The following is a 14,816-nucleotide window of genomic DNA, read 5'->3' as shown; positions in this document are numbered from 1 at the left end:
CAGAGCCCCGGTCCCAGGTCGCCGCGGGTCCTGGATGGTCGCGAACCCCAGCCACAGCAACAGGTCACGCACGACCGGGTGCTGGAAGCGGGAGTGCACCACGTCCCACGCCGACCGCGCGCGCAGGTCGTCGTACTGCTTCGTCGCCTCGTCGTCCAGCGCCGCCTCACCGGACGACAGCCGGCCGTGGGCGCGGACCAGGCCGCCTTCCCACTCGCCCATCATCGCCCTGAACTCCCGCGCGTCCTCGGGCGAGAACCGCGCCAGCTCGTCGACCGTCGCGTCGAGGTCTCGATGCACCGTGACTGCATCCCCGGAAGGCAGCGGCAGCACGACGGCGGGATCAGTGAAGACGTAGGAGAGCCCGTACGTCGACAGCAGCCGCAGCTCGTCGTCGGCGATCACCGGGTTGGACTGGATGAGCACGTGCGCGCTGGAGCACGAGTCGTGCAGGAAGCCGGGCAGCGTCAGCTCCTCGGTCACCGTGTTGCCGCCGACGACCGACTGCGCCTCGAGCACGCACACCTCGAGACCGGCCTGCGCGAGGTATCCCGCGCAGATCAGCGCGTTGTGCCCGGCGCCGATGACGACGACGTCGACCTCGGCCGGCGCCTCGGCCGCCAGCGGCGTGTAGAGCGGGTGGCTCGGGTCGTGCAGCTTCGCCGTACCGACAGCGGTCGTCACAGTTGATCACCTCCGCGGAGCAGGCCAGTTGGAAATCGGTGCAGCGACCTCGCGCCGTCGATGGTCACCTCGAAGAGCTCACCGGTCTGCACGCCGGCCGACAGGTCGGGCGTGCACACGTTGGGCTGCACCACCACGGTCATCCCCTCTTCGAGCGGTCCGGCTTCGGCGCCGGTGGGCGGCCCACGGTGGCTCAGTACCGGCGGTAGGTAGCCGCCGCCGAACCCGTGCACCAGGTCGTCCACCGTCGTGAAGCCCGCCTCCAGGACGAGGTCGGCGGCAGCGAGCAGGTCGGCAGGGAGCGCGCCCGGCCGCAGCAGCGCGACGATCGCGTCGAGGCACGCAACGGCCACGTCGTGCAGGTCGCGGTAGAGCGGCGTCGGCTCAGCGTCGACCGTCACCGTCCGCAGCAGCTGTCCCGGGTAGTCCGTGCCCCACGTCGTGCTCAGCTCGAACACGACTACCGATCCGGTCTCGAGCAGACGATCAGTCGGCCACTGCCCGGGCGCGCACCGGTCCGGCTCCGCCATCGAGGTGGCCGCGACGTAGTGGATGTGGTTGGTGCCGCCCGTCCCGGCGTACGCCGCCTCCACCGCCGCAACCAGGTCCAGCTCGGTCGCGCCCGGCACGGCCGCCGCGACGAGCGCAGCACCCGAGGCGTCGGTCAGCGCAGCCCCGTGCCGCAGCACCGACAGCTCATAGGCCGTCTTGCGCATGCGCGCGGCGACGTACGCCTGGTCCATCTCGACGAGGTCGACGCCGCCCTCGGACAGCGCCGCCCACAACCGGTGCGGCACCGGACCGATCACCCCCACCCGTCGCACAGGTCTGGTTGACGACTGGCGGAGCACCTCGAGGACGGTGTCGGACGTACGTCCGCCCGCACCCAGGACCTCGCAGTCGCGGGCGACCCGGCGGGCGTTGGGCACGTGGTTGGGGAAGCCGACGAGCAGCACCGGGCGCTCGCCGCGGCGCAGCACGACGGCCGCCTCGCGGGTCACCTGCCAGCAGGCCAGCCACGGGACGGCGCTGCCGCTGCGGTTGGCGCCGTACGCCAGGATGGCGTCCAGGCCGAGCCGCTCGGCCTCGGCGAGCAGCCGCTCCCGGCGGGCGGCCAGCTCGTCGTCGGGCACCTCACCGGGCGTTGACACGCCTGCGAGCGTGCCGCAGGCTGCACACGATTGCAACGCCTGGCCGGCACCAGATCTGAGGAGCGCGCATGGACGACCGGGTCGCCTCGGCGATCTCGCACTGGGGCCCGCGGTTCACCACCAACGGGGTGACCGTCGCGGACTTCGAGCGGGTCACGCAGTCGGTCGAGAAGTGGTCGCAGTGGTGCGCCGCGTGGTCGGCGGCCGGCGCGGAGCACGAGGCGCTCGGCCGGACGGCGCTCGACGACGGGCGGCTGCGGTCGGCCGGCGAGCACCTGGCGATGGCGGCGGTCTACTTCCACTTCGCCAAGTTCCTGTTCGTCGAGGAGTACGACGAGATGCGCGAGGCGCACATGTCGGCGGTCCGGTGCCTCGACGACGCGCTGCCGCACCTCGACCCGCTCGGCGAGCGGGTCGAGATCCCGTTCGAGGGGACCCGGATGGTGGGGGTGTTCCGGGCGCCGTCGCGGGGCTCCGGGCCCTTCCCCGCCGTGCTGATGATCCCGGGCCTGGACTCGGCGAAGGAGGAGTTCCGCTCGACGGAGAAGACCTTCCTCGACCGCGGCATCGCGACCTTCAGCCTGGACGGGCCGGGGCAGGGCGAGGCGGAGTACGACCTGCCGATCCGCGGCGACTGGTCGGCGCCGGGCGCCGCCGCGTTGGACGCGCTCGGTGCGCTGCCGGCGGTCGACGCCTCGCGCCTGGCGGTGTGGGGAGTGTCGCTCGGGGGCTACTACTCGGCGCGGGTCGCGGCCGCCGTCGGCGACCAGGTCAAGGCGTGCGTCGCGCTTGCCGGCCCGTACAACTTCGGTGAGTGCTGGGGTCAGCTGCCGCCGTTGACGCGCAAGGCTTTCGAGGTACGCAGCAAGGCCGGTGACGACGACGAGGCCCGCCGCAACGCGCTGACCCTGGATTTGGCCGGCCAGACGTCACGCATCACTGCGCCGACCCTGGTCGTCGCCGGCAAGCTCGACCGGCTCATCCCGTGGCAGCAGGCCGCGCAGGTGGCCGCGGAGATCCCGGACTCGGAGCTGCTCATGCTCGAGGACGGCAACCACGGCAACATGAACGTGTGGCCCAAGCACCGGCCCTACACCGCCGACTGGCTGGCCTCGAAGCTCGGCGCTGCATAGCTGCGATCGCGTCATCAATCGCCCGTGCGGTCGACTTGCTGGGTCCTCGTGGTGGACAGAGACCCGCTCAGGCGGCGTCGAAGTCGCGCAGGAGCTCGGTGAAGTAGACGTCGATGCTGCCGAGCGCCCGGGTGCTGCCTCGCTCCGTGAGATCAGGGGGTGCGCCTGGCAGGGGAGGTGGTCGGGACCGGTAGCGATGACCGGTCGGCGTCGTGGTCTGGACGACGTGGTGCCCGGTGCCGCTGGAGGCGTGCTCGGCGGCTGCCCAGCCGGGGGCTTCCTTGACGTAGTTGCACTGCTCGCACAGGCCCTGACCGTTGCCGGCGGAGGTCTCGCCACCGTCGGCCCGCCGGCGGGCGTGATCGGCATGACGGACGGGAGCGTCGCACCAGGGCGTGCGGCAGGTCTGGTCGCGGAAGACGAGCAGCTGGCGCAGGGCGGGCGGGAAGGTCTCTGCCTTGGCCTGCATGGCGACCAGCTCACCAGTGGTGGGATGGGTGAACAGCCGCCGGAGCCAGGCCTGCCCCGCCGGATCGTCCGTCTGCGTGTGGCGACGCAGCAGGTCGCGGGCGGTGCCGGCGGAGACCGGGCCGTAGCCGACGATCTCGGCCGGCTCGTCGTCACCTGCCAGCAGGCTCCGCTCGGTCATCACCAGGTTGACGTTGACCGGCGTGCTGTGGGCCGTGCTCTGGCCGGTGACCCGCTCCACGAGGGTGTCGGCCATCACCTGTTGTCGGCTGCGCGGGTCGCCGGCGGCGTGGGCCTGGTCGGCGGCCGCGGACAGCGCCGCATGGGCCGCAACGCCCTGGGCGACGGGCAACAGGCCGGTCAGGTAGGACATGGTGTCCGGCGCCGGCCGCAGGCTCACGCAACGGTCGGACTGGGCGCGGCTGGCTCGGGACACTGCGGCCTGCGGGTCGAGTCGGTACGCGGCCCGACGGGCGGCGTCGCTGACCGCTCGGTCACCCATCCCGGCGAGCGTGGCCGGGTCGGCGCAGAGCTCGGCATCGACCCGCCCGCGGTCCTCCCGGGACAGGCATGCGGTCTCGCGGACCAGCAGGGTCGCGCGCCACTCGGAGAGCCCGCCGTCGGTGACAGCCGCCAGGGTGTGTGGCATCTCGTTGACGAGCGCTCGAGCGAAGCCGAGGTGGCGTCCGCCGCGGTTGGGGGACTCGCGCCGCGCCAGCGCCACCTGCGCGCCGATCCCGCGGCCTCGCTCCGAGGCCGGGACCCCGCGGGCCGCGCGCTCGGCCCGGACCGACTCGTCCAGGTCGGCGGTCACCCGGACCTGAGCGGCCGCAGCTGCGGACTTCAGCTCCTCCAGGGCGCGGAGCTGCTGGATGCGCTCGGCGTCGGACACGTCTGCGTCGAGGGCGGCCAGTGCGGCCAGCCAGTCCTTCAGGTCTGTGGTCGTCACGGCCGTCGGACGCACGGCTGCCGAGTGCGAACCGCCCACCCACTCGAACATGCGTTCGATTCTAGCAGCACGAAGGCGGAGCCGGGAGCATTGTGCACAACTTGGGTGCTACCCCACGATGGGCACGACCTGCGGTGAGGGCTGCGAGTCGTCCTTGACGAAGCCGAGCTCGTTCCCGTCCGGGTCGGCGATGGTGAACTTGCGGGTGCCGTAGGCCGTGTCGTGCAGCGGCTCGACGACGGTTGCCTTGCCGCGCAGCCGCGACCACCAGCCCTCGACGTCGCGGACGGTGAAGTTGCAGCGGCCGTGGGCCGGCACCGGCTCCATGACGGAGATGGCGAGCTGCGCGCCGCCGGTGTCGAAGTGCGCGTAGGCCGGGTCGTCCGGCGGCCAGTGCCCCTCGGCCTTGAAGCCGAGGGTCTCCTCGTACCAGGCGATCGAGCGGGCGAAGTCGCTCACGTTGACCCGGACGTGCCGCAGCCGTGGCTGGTCCATCCAGCGAGGCTAGGTCGGCGGACAGCGTGCTGGGAAGCACACCGGTGCACCGCACCTCGACGCCGGGCGGGTTTGCGCCCCGGCCGGGGCGGTAGCGCTCGTTCATGGCGGGCCGTTCTGGCACCGAGCCGGCGACTGCACGATCGCCCGTGCGGCTTCGGCTGGTTCTCGCCGTGTTCGGTGTCATCGTCTGTCTGGCAGTGGCCGTCGTCGCCTGGTCGTTGCGCGACGAGGGTCATCCGGCCGCGATGGCGGTGGTTGGCATCGTCGCGGTCGCGGCAGCTGTCGTTGCCGTGGTCGACCTGGTGGTGCTCCAGCGCCGGCTGCACCGGACCCGGTGACCTGCACCGGAGCCGGTGACGCACACCGGACCCGGTGACCTGGTCAGCCGGCGGTCTCTGACGCGACGTAGTCCGCGACGTGCTGCTCCCACAGCCGAGCCGACTCAGGGTCGTGCTTGCTGCCACTGCGGTCGGCGTTGTACATGAGGTCGGCGTCGTCCGGATAGGTCGACTCGACGAACGCGGCGAACGGCTCCCACATCTCGGCGGCGAACCCGTTGGTGTCGTGGCTGAACTCGGACAGGGCGTAGGCGATCTGCCCGTCCTGGACGCGCAGCGACCAGTAGTTGTCTTCGAACGGCCCCCGACCCAGCTGCTCGGACCCCAGTGCCTGCAGCCGGTAGTCGCACCGCAGGTCGACCGTGCTCCCGCTGGCCTTGCCGGCTTGGCACGGAGCCCGCAGCTCGGTCCAGCCGGCGGCTTCCCGCCAGGTGGCGTCGCCGCGCAGGTCCTCCGTCGAGTCCCACACCATCGCGACTGCCTCGTCGCTCAGGTAGGTCAGCATCCGGTCCGCGTCGTACCTGTCGTACGCCGCGAAGAACCCCGCAGCCACCTGCTGCGCCTGCGTCGTGACGGACGGCCCGGCGGGTGGCGCTGCCTCGTCGGAGCCCACCCATCGCGTGGTCACTGCAAGCGCGCCGACGACGAGCGCCAGCACCACGACGCCGGTCACGACCATCCCGGTGCGCTGTCGGGTCCTGACCTCACGCTTGAGGTCGACGATCTGGGTCATGGGATCCACCCCTCGAGCAGAGGCGTGCACTGCGTCCGCGGCACGCTGAGCGCGGGTGTCGATGCTCATGACTCCGGCCTCTCGTCGACGCTCTCTCCCAGGCGTTCGGCCAGCCGGGCCCTGGCGTTCCAGAGCTGGGACTTCACGGTCCCGTCGGCGCACCCCAGGATCCCGGCGATCTCCGCGACCGAGCAGCCGTAGACGTAGCGCAGGGCCACGCACTGGGCCTGCCGTCGCGGCAGGCGACGTACCTCCGCCCAGAACGCGCTGTCCGTCTGGTCCAGCTCGGCGACGGCCACAGGCCGCGCCCGGAGCCGCACGAGCGCCCGGGCCTCGACGACCCGGCGGCGCACGAGAGACGTCGCGGTGTTGGCGCACACCCGACGCACCCAGGCGACCGGCAGGTCAAGGCGGGACACGTCGTCCCACCGCCGGTACGCGGTGAGCATCGCCTCCTGGGCGACGTCCTCCGCGTGGGCCCGGGAGCCGGTCAGCGCGAACGCCATGGCCACGAGCGAGGAGTACTCCCGGGCGTAGAACCCGTCGAAGGACTCGACGTGGACCACCCAGGTGAGAGTGCCGTCGGTCGGCTGACCAGCGCCGTCGCCGGCGCCGTCCTCGGCCGTTGAGCTCGTCACAGCCTTCACTCGCTCGACCACCCGTTCTGGTTGAGGCACGGGGCCGTCTTCTCGAGAGTGCGCCGCGAGATCATGGACGACAACGGGTCGACAGGTGCGTCACCGGCCGATGACCGGGTACGTCGTCGGCACGGAGCACGGAAGGAGACCCTGATGCCCGTACCGACGTTCCAGGACCTGCCGCTGGCCGACCGCGACCGCGAGTGGGACGGCGCCGCCGCCGAGAAGCGCGTGCGGAAGTGGGCCGGCGCCGAGGACGAGCCCAACGCCAAGTACCGCGACGCGCACGCGTGGTACGACTCCGACAAACCGGAGAACTTCGGCTCCTACAAGCTGCTGATCGCCGATGTCGTCGACGGCAAGCTCACGGCGGTGCCCCGCGGCGTGATGGCGGCCGGCGGGGTGCTCGACGGGGCTCGTGGTGGCGCTGACCTGCCGACCGGAGACGTGGACCGCGTCAAGTCCCACCTGGCGAAGTACTACAAGAAGATGGGCGACGAGCCGCCCTGGGAGCGGTGACGAGATGGCCACCGCCTACGAGGTGCGGATGACCGTGACCGACAAGGGACGCGCGGACCCGCCGGTGAGCGGAGTCCTGGAGCGGTCCCTGGCGGACGGCGGGCGGGTGGAGGTGAGCCACGAGCCGCAGGCCGGAGGTCAAGGGGGAGACCGGGTGCGGGTCCACCTGTGGGTCGACGCGAACGACTCGTCGCAGGCCCAGATCGAGGCCCTCGACCGGGTGCGCGACGCGCTCTCGGCCGCCGGGCTGCGGGAGCCCGCGGTCGAGCTGGGCGATCCCGACGTCCGCGCCAGCTCATGACCGGCCAGACTCGTCGTCATGGCTCCGGAGCCGGCCGATGACCGCAGGTCCGGACGAGGCCGACCACCGGGGCGACGACGACGACACCACGAAGCCCACGACGGAGCAGGGTCCGCCCACGACGGAGCAGCGTCCGCCCACGACCGGGCAGGATCCGCCCGCGACGGAGCCGGACCCGCCCAGCCCGGCCGGGACGTCCTCACCGGAGGAAGCAGCGGCGGCGGGTGGCTCGGACGGCTCGCCGCCCGCGCAGGGGGAGGGCGAGCCCGACTCCTACTGAGGCTTCGACACCGCCGCTGGCTGGTCGCCCTGGTCGCCCTGACGGTTGCGGCGGTCCTCCTGGCCGGGGCTGGTGGGTGGATCGTGACCCGGCCCGACCCGCCGTCACCGCAGGAGCCGCTCTCGCTCGACCGGGCCTGCCGGCTGGTGCTGGCCTACCGGGACGCCGAGGTCGGGCCGGCCGTGCTGGCGGCCCGCGAGGACCTGCGAGGGGTGGTGCACGGGCTGCCCACCAACGGCACCCGTGCCCAGGTGGCGGTGCGCGCCTACGCGGACGCCACCCTGGGGCCGCCGACGGCCGGCCCGGCCCGATATCTGGACGGCGCGGACGTCGCCTGCCGCCGGGTCGGAGTGCCGCTGTACACCTGGTGACCGGCCGGGTCGGGCCGCCTTGACACCGCGGACCACCCCTCGTAGCGTCTGATCCGCAATCGATTGCAGCGACCGGCTGCACGAGCCGGATCGGCACTGGTGGGGAGCCGCATGAGCGACGTGAGCACGCAGCCGACCGTCGGCTGGATCGGGACCGGCCGGATGGGCGCCGCCATGGCGGCCCGGCTGGCCCGGGCCGGCGTCGACCTGCACGTCTGGAACCGCACCCGGGCCAAGGCCGAGCCGCTCGCCGAGCTCGGCGCAACCGTGGTCGACGGCATCGCCGACCTGGCCGGCCGGGAGATCGTCTTCGTGATGGTCAGCGCCGACCAGGACCTGGAGCAGGTGCTCTGCGCCGAGGGCGGGCTGCTCCGACAGGACCAGGCACCGCAGGTCGTCGTCGACACATCCACCGTGTCGACCGAGACCTCGGCGCGGATGCGGGCCGAGTGCACCGAGCGCGGCACCGAGTTCTTGGCCGGCCCGGTGAGCGGCAACGCCAAGGTCGTCGGCTCAGGCAAGCTCACCCTGGCCTGCTCGGGCAAGGAGGACGTCTTCGACCGGGTGCACCCGCTGCTCGACCACATCGGCATGCACTCGACCTACGTCGGCGAGGGCGAGGTGGCCCGGTTGGTCAAGATCTGCCACAACCTGATGCTCGGCGTGGTCACCCAGAACATGGCCGAGATCACGGTACTGGCCGAGCGCGGCGGGGTCTCGCGCGCGGCGTTCCTCGAGTTCCTCAACAACAGCGTGATGGGCTCGATCTTCACCCGCTACAAGACGCCGGCGTTCGTCCAGCTCGACTACACCCCGACGTTCACCCCGCTGCTGCTGCGCAAGGACTTCGACCTCGGTCTGGCGGCGGCCCACGACCTCGACGTGCCGATGCCGACCGTCGCGACCACCGCCGCGATGGTGCAGGGCACGGTCAGCTCGGGACGTACCGACGAGGACTTCGCCGTCCTGCTAGACCAGCAGGCGGCGCTGTCAGGCGTCCAGCTGAAGCCGGAGGACGCCCAAGTCGAGGATGGTCTCGCACCGGACCAGGCGGGCTGAGTGACCACCACTCCGGCGACCGCTCCGGGCCCGCTGCCCGCCCCCGGGCACATGGGGGTCGACTACGAGGAGCGGGTCGACTTCGCCCGGCTGCGCGACTACCGGGTCGGCCGGGCCAATGCGGCGCTGGAGAGCAGCGAGTGCGGGGCGTTCCTGCTCTTCGACTTCTACAACATCCGCTACACGACGCAGACCTGGATCGGCGGCGCCCTCGGCGACAAGATGATCCGCTATGCGCTGCTGGTGCGCGGCAAGGACCCGGTGCTGTGGGACTTCGGGTCGGCGGTCAAGCACCACAAGAAGTACTCGCAGTGGGTGCCGGACGAGAACTACCGGCCGGGCTTCCTCGGCTTCCGCGGCGCCGTCTCGCCGACCGTCGGGCTGATGGCCGAGGCGGTCAGCGAGATCAAGGGACTGCTCACCGACGCCGGCGTCGCCGACCAGCCGGTCGGGGTCGACATCGTCGAGCCGCCGTTCTTCTTCGAGATGCAGCGGCAGGGCCTGACCGTCGTCGACGCGCAGCAGCTGATGCTCGACGCGCGCTGCATCAAGTCGCACGACGAGATCGTGCTGCTCAACCAGGCCTGCGCGATGGTCGACGGCGTCTACCAGGACATCGTCGAGATGCTCAAGCCCGGCGTCCGCGAGAACGAGGTCGTCGCGCACGCCAACAAGCGGCTCTACAAGATGGGCTCGGACCAGGTCGAGGCGGTCAACGCCATCTCCGGCGAGCGGTGCAACCCGCACCCGCACAACTTCACCGACCGGCTGGTCCGCCCGGGCGACCAGGCGTTCTTCGACATCATCCACTCGTTCAACGGCTACCGGACCTGCTACTACCGCACCTTCGCGGTCGGCAGCTCGACGCCGGCGCAGCGCGACGCCTACACCAAGGCACGCGAGTGGATGGACCGCGGGCTGGCCGGCATCCGGGCCGGCGTCGGCTCCGACGAGATCGCGGCGCTGCTGCCCGAGGCCGACGAGTTCGGGTTCGAGAACGAGATGGCGGCGTTCGGGCTGCAGTTCGCCCACGGCCTCGGCCTCGGCCTGCACGAGCGGCCGATCATCAGCCGGCTCAACAGCATGAAGGAGCCCGTCGAGATCAAGGTCGGCATGGTTTTCGCCCTGGAGACCTACTGCCCGGCCAGCGACGGCTACTCGGCGGCCCGGATCGAGGAGGAGGTCGTGGTGACCGAGGACGGACCGCGGGTGATCACCCTCTTCCCGGCGCAGGACCTGGTCGTCACCAACCCCTACTGACCACTGGCGTAGCCCTTCGTGGGCGGCGAGGATGCGAGTCATGACTTCAGACGTCCTGAGCAAGGTCCCCACCGACCTCTTCATCGGCGGCACCTGGCGGGCCGCCTCCGAGGGCGGCCGCTTCGACGTGACCGACCCGGCGACCGGCGACGTCATCGCGCAGGTCGCCGACGCGTCGGCCGAGGACGGGCTGGCCGCGGTCGCCGCCGCGCACGAGGCCGGCAAGGCGTGGGCGGCGACCCCGCCCCGCCAGCGCGCCGAGGTGCTGCGCAAGGCGTGGCAGCTGATGACCGAGCGGGCCGACGAGATCGCCACGCTGATCTCGCTCGAGAACGGCAAGGCGCTCCCCGACGCCAAGGGTGAGGCGACCTACGCCGCCGAGTTCTTCCGGTGGTACGCCGAGGAGACCGTCCGGATGGACGGCATGGTCACCACCGCCCCGTCCGGCGCCAACCGGATCATGGTGATCCACCAGCCGGTCGGCGTCTGCGTGCTCGTCACCCCCTGGAACTTCCCGGCCGCCATGGCCACCCGCAAGATCGGCCCGGCGCTCGGCGCCGGCTGCTCGGTCGTCCTCAAGCCGGCGTCCGACACCCCGCTCACCGCGCTGCTGATGGCGCAGATCCTCGACGACGCCGGCGTGCCGGCCGGTGTGGTCAACGTGGTGCCGGCCCGCCGCTCCGGCGAGGTGGTGTCGGCGATGGTGCACGACGACCGGGTGCGCAAGCTGTCGTTCACCGGCTCGACCGAGGTCGGCCGGGTGCTGCTCAAGGAGGCGGCCGACACCATCGTCAACACGTCGATGGAGCTGGGTGGCAACGCCCCGTTCCTGGTCTTCGCCGACGCCGACATGGACGCGGCGATCGAGGGCGCGATGATCGCCAAGATGCGCAACGGCGGCGAGGCGTGCACCGCAGCGAACCGGTTCTACGTCGAGGCCTCGGTCGCCGAGTCCTTCGCGAGCAAGCTGGCCGAGAAGATGGGTGCGATGAGGGTCGGGCCGGGCACCGACCCCGAGACGCAGGTCGGCCCGCTGGTCAACGACGCGGCTGTGCAGAAGGTCGACGAGCTGGTCACCGGTGCCCTCGGCAGCGGCGCCCGTGCCCTCCTCGGGGGAGCGGTGCCCGATCGGACCGGCTGCTACTACGACCCCACGGTGCTGGTCGACGTGCCGGCCGACGCGGCCATCCTGCGCGAGGAGATCTTCGGGCCGGTCGCGCCGATCGTCACCTTCACCGAGGAGGACGAGGCGGTCCGGTACGCCAACGACACCGAGTACGGCCTGGTCGCCTACGTCTACACCGGCGACCTGGCCCGCGGGCTGCGGGTCAGCGAGGCGCTCGAGTCCGGCATGGTCGGGGTCAACCGCGGCCTGGTGTCCGACCCGGCCGCGCCGTTCGGCGGAGTCAAGCAGTCCGGCATCGGTCGCGAGGGCGGCCACGAGGGCCTGCTCGACTACACCGAGAGCAAGTACATCGCCGTCACCTGGTGACGGCCGCGGCCCGGCGGCTGGCGGGTCTCCGTACCGATGAACAGGACGTACGCCCGCCAGCCCGGCAGGGTCAGACGCCGCCGGCGGCCACCGACACCGGCTGCCACTCGCGCCAGGTCACCAGCCGCGACTCGTAGTCGGCGGCCGCGATGCCGAGCGGCGCCTCGCCGAGGAAGATCCGCAACGGCGGCTCCTCCGCGTCGACCACGGCCCCGGCCGCCTTCTCGCGCACCTCGTCGTCGGACGGGTGCAGCGACCGGGGACGAGGCTGGACATTCCCGGCTGCCGGGCCGGGCTGCTAGGCATGTGCCATGTCGGAGCAGACCTACCCCACCATCGTGCAGACCGTCATCGACACGACCGATGCGCGGCGCGCCGCCGAGTTCTACCGCCGGCTGCTCGGGCTGAGCTACCGGCCCGGCGACGAGCAGCCGCCCGCGGGTGAGCCCGACCCCAACGGCACGGACTGGCTGGTGCTGCGCAACCCCCACGGTGGCCGGGAGCTGGCCTTCCAGCAGGTCGACTCGCTGCCCCGATCGACCTGGCCGTCCAACGACCTGCCCCAGCAGCTGCACCTCGACCTGAGCGTGCCCGACGCCGAGTCACTGCAGCAGTCGCACGACCGGGCGATCGAGCTCGGAGCCACGGTCCTCCTCGACCGCACGGACGACGAGGACGAGCCGCTCTGGGTCTTCGGCGACCCGGATGGCCACCCGTTCTGCATCTTCGTCGCGCGATGAGTCACTGGTCGGTCGTGAAGGTGACGGACTTACGGGTCCGGTCGATCTGGTCGACCAGCTCGCTCGGCGCTCCGTCCTGGTGCCACGCGTCGACCACGACCGGGACGCCGTCCACGTCCACGACCCAGAAGTCGATGACGACATCCGTGAACACGTCGCTGTAGCTGACGCCACGACTGCCTCGTGGCGCTTCCGCCACCCGGTAGCCATCCCGTGCACCGGTCGTCGATCCGTAGACGCAGGTGCACGGTGTCGCGGCCGAACGCCCGCTGCTGGGTGGCCGCCTGGACGACCGTGCTTCTGGGGAGCTGGGCGAGCTGCCGCGCGAGGGCCGGTGACGTCTCGCCCACGTCGGAGTTGGGGTTGTCACCGTTGCAGCCGGACCCGGCGGCCAAGGCCTGCGGGCGGTAGACGGCCACCCCGGCGGTGTGCGTACCGTCGGAGACCACCGGGTAGTTCCCGTCCGTCCATCCGGCGCCGTCGAGAGTGAGGTCCGCCTCGAGCGCGGCACCGGTCGCACCGACGCCTGCGAGCATCCGGTAGGTGCCTGGCTGGAGCTCGGATCCGCCTGCTGTGGGCAACGACTGCGGCTCTGCGGACCGGGACGGCTTCGACGTATCGGCCGGCGCGGCCTTGGTCGTCGAGTCGATCAGCGTGACGCCGTACGCGCCACCGGCAAGGAGAACCGCGACGGCGGCTGCGACCGCGACTCGTCCCTGGTTGCGGCGCCGCCGCCGGACCCGCCCGCCACTGATCAGCTCATCGACATCGGGTCGGGGCACGGTCTGCATGTCTGCCTCCTGGCTGAGTGCAGCTCGGAGCTGCTCGTCGAGGGTCATGACTCACCCACCGCCTCCCCGATGCCCGACGCGGTCAGGGCCCGTCGGAGTGCCCCGGTCGCCGCCGCAGCCTGTGACTTCACCGTCCCTGGCGCGCACCCGAGGACCGCGGCGATCTGTGCCTCGGTCAGGTCCTCGTAGTAGCGCAGCACGATGACCGCCCGCTGCCTGGGAGGCAGCGCGCACACCAGCGGCCAGAAGAGGTGCCGGTCCAGCACAGGCACCTCGGCGGAGTCGCCCGCCTCGTCGGGGAGCTCGTCCCAAGGCTGCTCACCGACCCACGATCGTCGGCGGCTGGACACGAAGGTGTTGGCAAGCATCCGGCGCACGTACGCCTCGGCGAACTCCATCCGGCCGATCCGCGACCAGCTCACGTACGCCTTCTCCAGGGTCGTCTGCAGCAGGTCCTCCGCGACCGTCGGCGACGCCGTGAGGAGATAGGCCAGCCGGTAGAGGGACCCCCAGCGGGCGGCGACGAACGCGGCGAAGTCCTCGTCCGTGCTCATCGGTCACCCCCTGGTGCCTCGGTCACCCCTGTAACGCGATGGTGGACCGTCTCGGTTCGTCGGCGTCGACCAATGGGTGAGAAACCGCCGTGCACCGGCGCGGATCATCGGCGAGCATCGCCCGATGCCCCTGAAGGACTCGCTGCTCGCGGTCCTGGTGGTGACGATCTGGGGCACCAACTTCGTGGTGGTGGATGCAGGGCTCGAGGGCGTGCCGGCGCTGCTCTTCCTGGCGATGCGGTTCGTCGTGGTCCTGCTTCCGGCGGTCTTCATCGTCCCGCGGCCCCGGGCCCGCTGGCAGGACGTCGCCGCGGTCGGCGCCTTCATGTCGCTGGGTCAGTTCGGTCTGCTCTACCTCGCCCTCGGGGCCGACATGCCGCCGGGCCTCGCGTCGCTGGTGCTGCAGGCACAGGTGTTCTTCACCGTCCTCATCGCCTCGCTGACCATCGGCGAGCGGCCGAGCCGCCGGCAGCTGATGGCGGTGCTGGTCGGCGGGGTCGGGCTGGTCGTGGTGGCCTTCGGTCGGTCGGCGGCGACGCCGCTCGTTGCCCTCATGCTCATCCTGGCTGCCGCCCTGTCGTGGGCGGTCGGAAACGTACTGAGCCGGCGGGTCCGCTCCGCCTCCGGGCTGTCGCTGACCGTGTGGTCCGGCCTGGTCGTGCCGGTGCCGGCGGTCCTGCTCTCCCTGGCCGTCGACGGCCCGGCCGAGGTGGGTCACGCGCTGACACACCTGCCGGTCAGCGCGCTCTGGGCGACCGCGTACACCGCCTACCTGGCCAGCCTGGTCGGCTACGGCCTCTGGAACCACCTGCTCGGCCGGCACCCGGCGGCTGCCGTCGTGCCGTTCGCGCTGCTCG

19 protein-coding genes and 1 pseudogene are annotated in these 14,816 nt (G+C 71.8%); 11 read left to right on the top strand and 9 right to left on the bottom strand.

Translation table 11 applies throughout. From position 1 onward, the window contains the following. Together VK640_00955 and VK640_00950 are read right to left on the bottom strand one after the other, a co-directional pair. Positions 1-684: NAD(P)-binding protein (locus tag VK640_00955; GenBank protein ID HTE71756.1), on the bottom strand; the 684-nt coding region annotated here is incomplete at its 3' end. Continuing rightward, on the bottom strand, positions 681-1,835 hold the full coding sequence (locus VK640_00950; GenBank protein ID HTE71755.1) for a M24 family metallopeptidase: 1,155 nt from the start codon (positions 1,833-1,835) through the stop codon (positions 681-683). The genes VK640_00950 and VK640_00955, both read right to left, overlap by 4 nt. A gap of 68 nt (positions 1,836-1,903) precedes the next feature. Here VK640_00950 and VK640_00945 point away from each other — a divergent pair, with 68 nt between their 5' ends. Next, positions 1,904-2,968 carry an alpha/beta fold hydrolase gene (locus VK640_00945; GenBank protein ID HTE71754.1) on the top strand — a complete coding sequence of 355 codons (1,065 nt, stop codon included), beginning with the start codon at positions 1,904-1,906 and terminating at the stop codon, positions 2,966-2,968. 67 nt (positions 2,969-3,035) lie between these two features. Here VK640_00945 and VK640_00940 read toward each other — a convergent pair whose 3' ends face one another. Together VK640_00940 and VK640_00935 are read right to left on the bottom strand one after the other, a co-directional pair. Next, entirely contained in the window at positions 3,036-4,436 is a 1,401-nt protein-coding gene (locus tag VK640_00940) for a DUF222 domain-containing protein (GenBank protein HTE71753.1), read from the bottom strand. A 57-nt stretch (positions 4,437-4,493) separates the two neighbouring features. Further along, positions 4,494-4,880: a VOC family protein gene (locus tag VK640_00935; protein ID HTE71752.1), complete on the bottom strand. Its 387-nt coding sequence runs from the start codon at positions 4,878-4,880 to the stop codon at positions 4,494-4,496. 104 nt (positions 4,881-4,984) lie between these two features. Between VK640_00935 and VK640_00930 the strand changes: the two genes are divergently transcribed. Next, complete coding sequence (locus VK640_00930) at positions 4,985-5,221, top strand: DUF6343 family protein (GenBank protein ID HTE71751.1); 237 nt, start codon at positions 4,985-4,987, stop codon at positions 5,219-5,221. A 43-nt stretch (positions 5,222-5,264) separates the two neighbouring features. Here VK640_00930 and VK640_00925 read toward each other — a convergent pair whose 3' ends face one another. Further along, a complete protein-coding gene (locus VK640_00925) occupies positions 5,265-5,954 on the bottom strand; it encodes a hypothetical protein (protein ID HTE71750.1) in 690 nt (229 codons plus the stop codon). Between the two features lie 65 nt (positions 5,955-6,019). Then, positions 6,020-6,592 (bottom strand): SigE family RNA polymerase sigma factor, encoded by a 573-nt coding sequence (locus VK640_00920; protein HTE71749.1) that lies wholly within the window; start codon positions 6,590-6,592, stop codon positions 6,020-6,022. A 153-nt stretch (positions 6,593-6,745) separates the two neighbouring features. Between VK640_00920 and VK640_00915 the strand changes: the two genes are divergently transcribed. The 7 genes from VK640_00915 (at position 6,746) to VK640_00885 (ending at position 11,874) form a co-directional block, all read left to right on the top strand. Next, positions 6,746-7,111 (top strand): hypothetical protein, encoded by a 366-nt coding sequence (locus tag VK640_00915; GenBank protein HTE71748.1) that lies wholly within the window; start codon positions 6,746-6,748, stop codon positions 7,109-7,111. 4 nt (positions 7,112-7,115) lie between these two features. Beyond that, positions 7,116-7,412 carry a hypothetical protein gene (locus VK640_00910; GenBank protein ID HTE71747.1) on the top strand — a complete coding sequence of 99 codons (297 nt, stop codon included), beginning with the start codon at positions 7,116-7,118 and terminating at the stop codon, positions 7,410-7,412. A gap of 37 nt (positions 7,413-7,449) precedes the next feature. Further along, positions 7,450-7,692: a hypothetical protein gene (locus tag VK640_00905; protein ID HTE71746.1), complete on the top strand. Its 243-nt coding sequence runs from the start codon at positions 7,450-7,452 to the stop codon at positions 7,690-7,692. Positions 7,693-7,775: 83 nt separating this feature from the next. After that, entirely contained in the window at positions 7,776-8,063 is a 288-nt protein-coding gene (locus VK640_00900; GenBank protein ID HTE71745.1) for a hypothetical protein, read from the top strand. A gap of 111 nt (positions 8,064-8,174) precedes the next feature. Beyond that, positions 8,175-9,122: an NAD(P)-dependent oxidoreductase gene (locus VK640_00895; protein ID HTE71744.1), complete on the top strand. Its 948-nt coding sequence runs from the start codon at positions 8,175-8,177 to the stop codon at positions 9,120-9,122. A 51-nt stretch (positions 9,123-9,173) separates the two neighbouring features. Continuing rightward, entirely contained in the window at positions 9,174-10,382 is a 1,209-nt protein-coding gene (locus VK640_00890; GenBank protein HTE71743.1) for a Xaa-Pro peptidase family protein, read from the top strand. A gap of 40 nt (positions 10,383-10,422) precedes the next feature. Continuing rightward, positions 10,423-11,874, top strand: coding sequence for an NAD-dependent succinate-semialdehyde dehydrogenase (locus VK640_00885; protein ID HTE71742.1), 1,452 nt, complete (start codon positions 10,423-10,425; stop codon positions 11,872-11,874). A gap of 70 nt (positions 11,875-11,944) precedes the next feature. Here VK640_00885 and VK640_00880 read toward each other — a convergent pair. Further along, a pseudogene (locus VK640_00880) lies at positions 11,945-12,082 on the bottom strand (short-chain dehydrogenase/reductase). 103 nt (positions 12,083-12,185) lie between these two features. Between VK640_00880 and VK640_00875 the strand changes: the two are divergent. Continuing rightward, positions 12,186-12,614, top strand: a complete 429-nt coding sequence (locus VK640_00875) for a VOC family protein (protein ID HTE71741.1) — start codon at positions 12,186-12,188, stop codon at positions 12,612-12,614. 1 nt (position 12,615) lies between these two features. On the opposite strand, the gene VK640_00870 is transcribed toward VK640_00875, so the two are convergent. Beyond that, positions 12,616-12,768 (bottom strand): hypothetical protein, encoded by a 153-nt coding sequence (locus VK640_00870; GenBank protein HTE71740.1) that lies wholly within the window; start codon positions 12,766-12,768, stop codon positions 12,616-12,618. 681 nt (positions 12,769-13,449) lie between these two features. Continuing rightward, the gene (locus tag VK640_00865) at positions 13,450-13,959 is read right to left on the bottom strand and encodes a SigE family RNA polymerase sigma factor (protein ID HTE71739.1); all 510 of its coding nucleotides are present in this window, start codon (positions 13,957-13,959) and stop codon (positions 13,450-13,452) included. 124 nt (positions 13,960-14,083) lie between these two features. Here VK640_00865 and VK640_00860 point away from each other — a divergent pair. After that, a partial coding sequence (locus tag VK640_00860) for an EamA family transporter (GenBank protein HTE71738.1) occupies positions 14,084-14,816 on the top strand: 733 nt, incomplete at its 3' end.

Source organism: Actinomycetes bacterium, assembly GCA_035489715.1.
Classification (GTDB): Bacteria; Actinomycetota; Actinomycetes; order JACCUZ01; family JACCUZ01; genus DATHAP01.
This window is presented reverse-complemented; position numbering and strand designations above follow the sequence as displayed.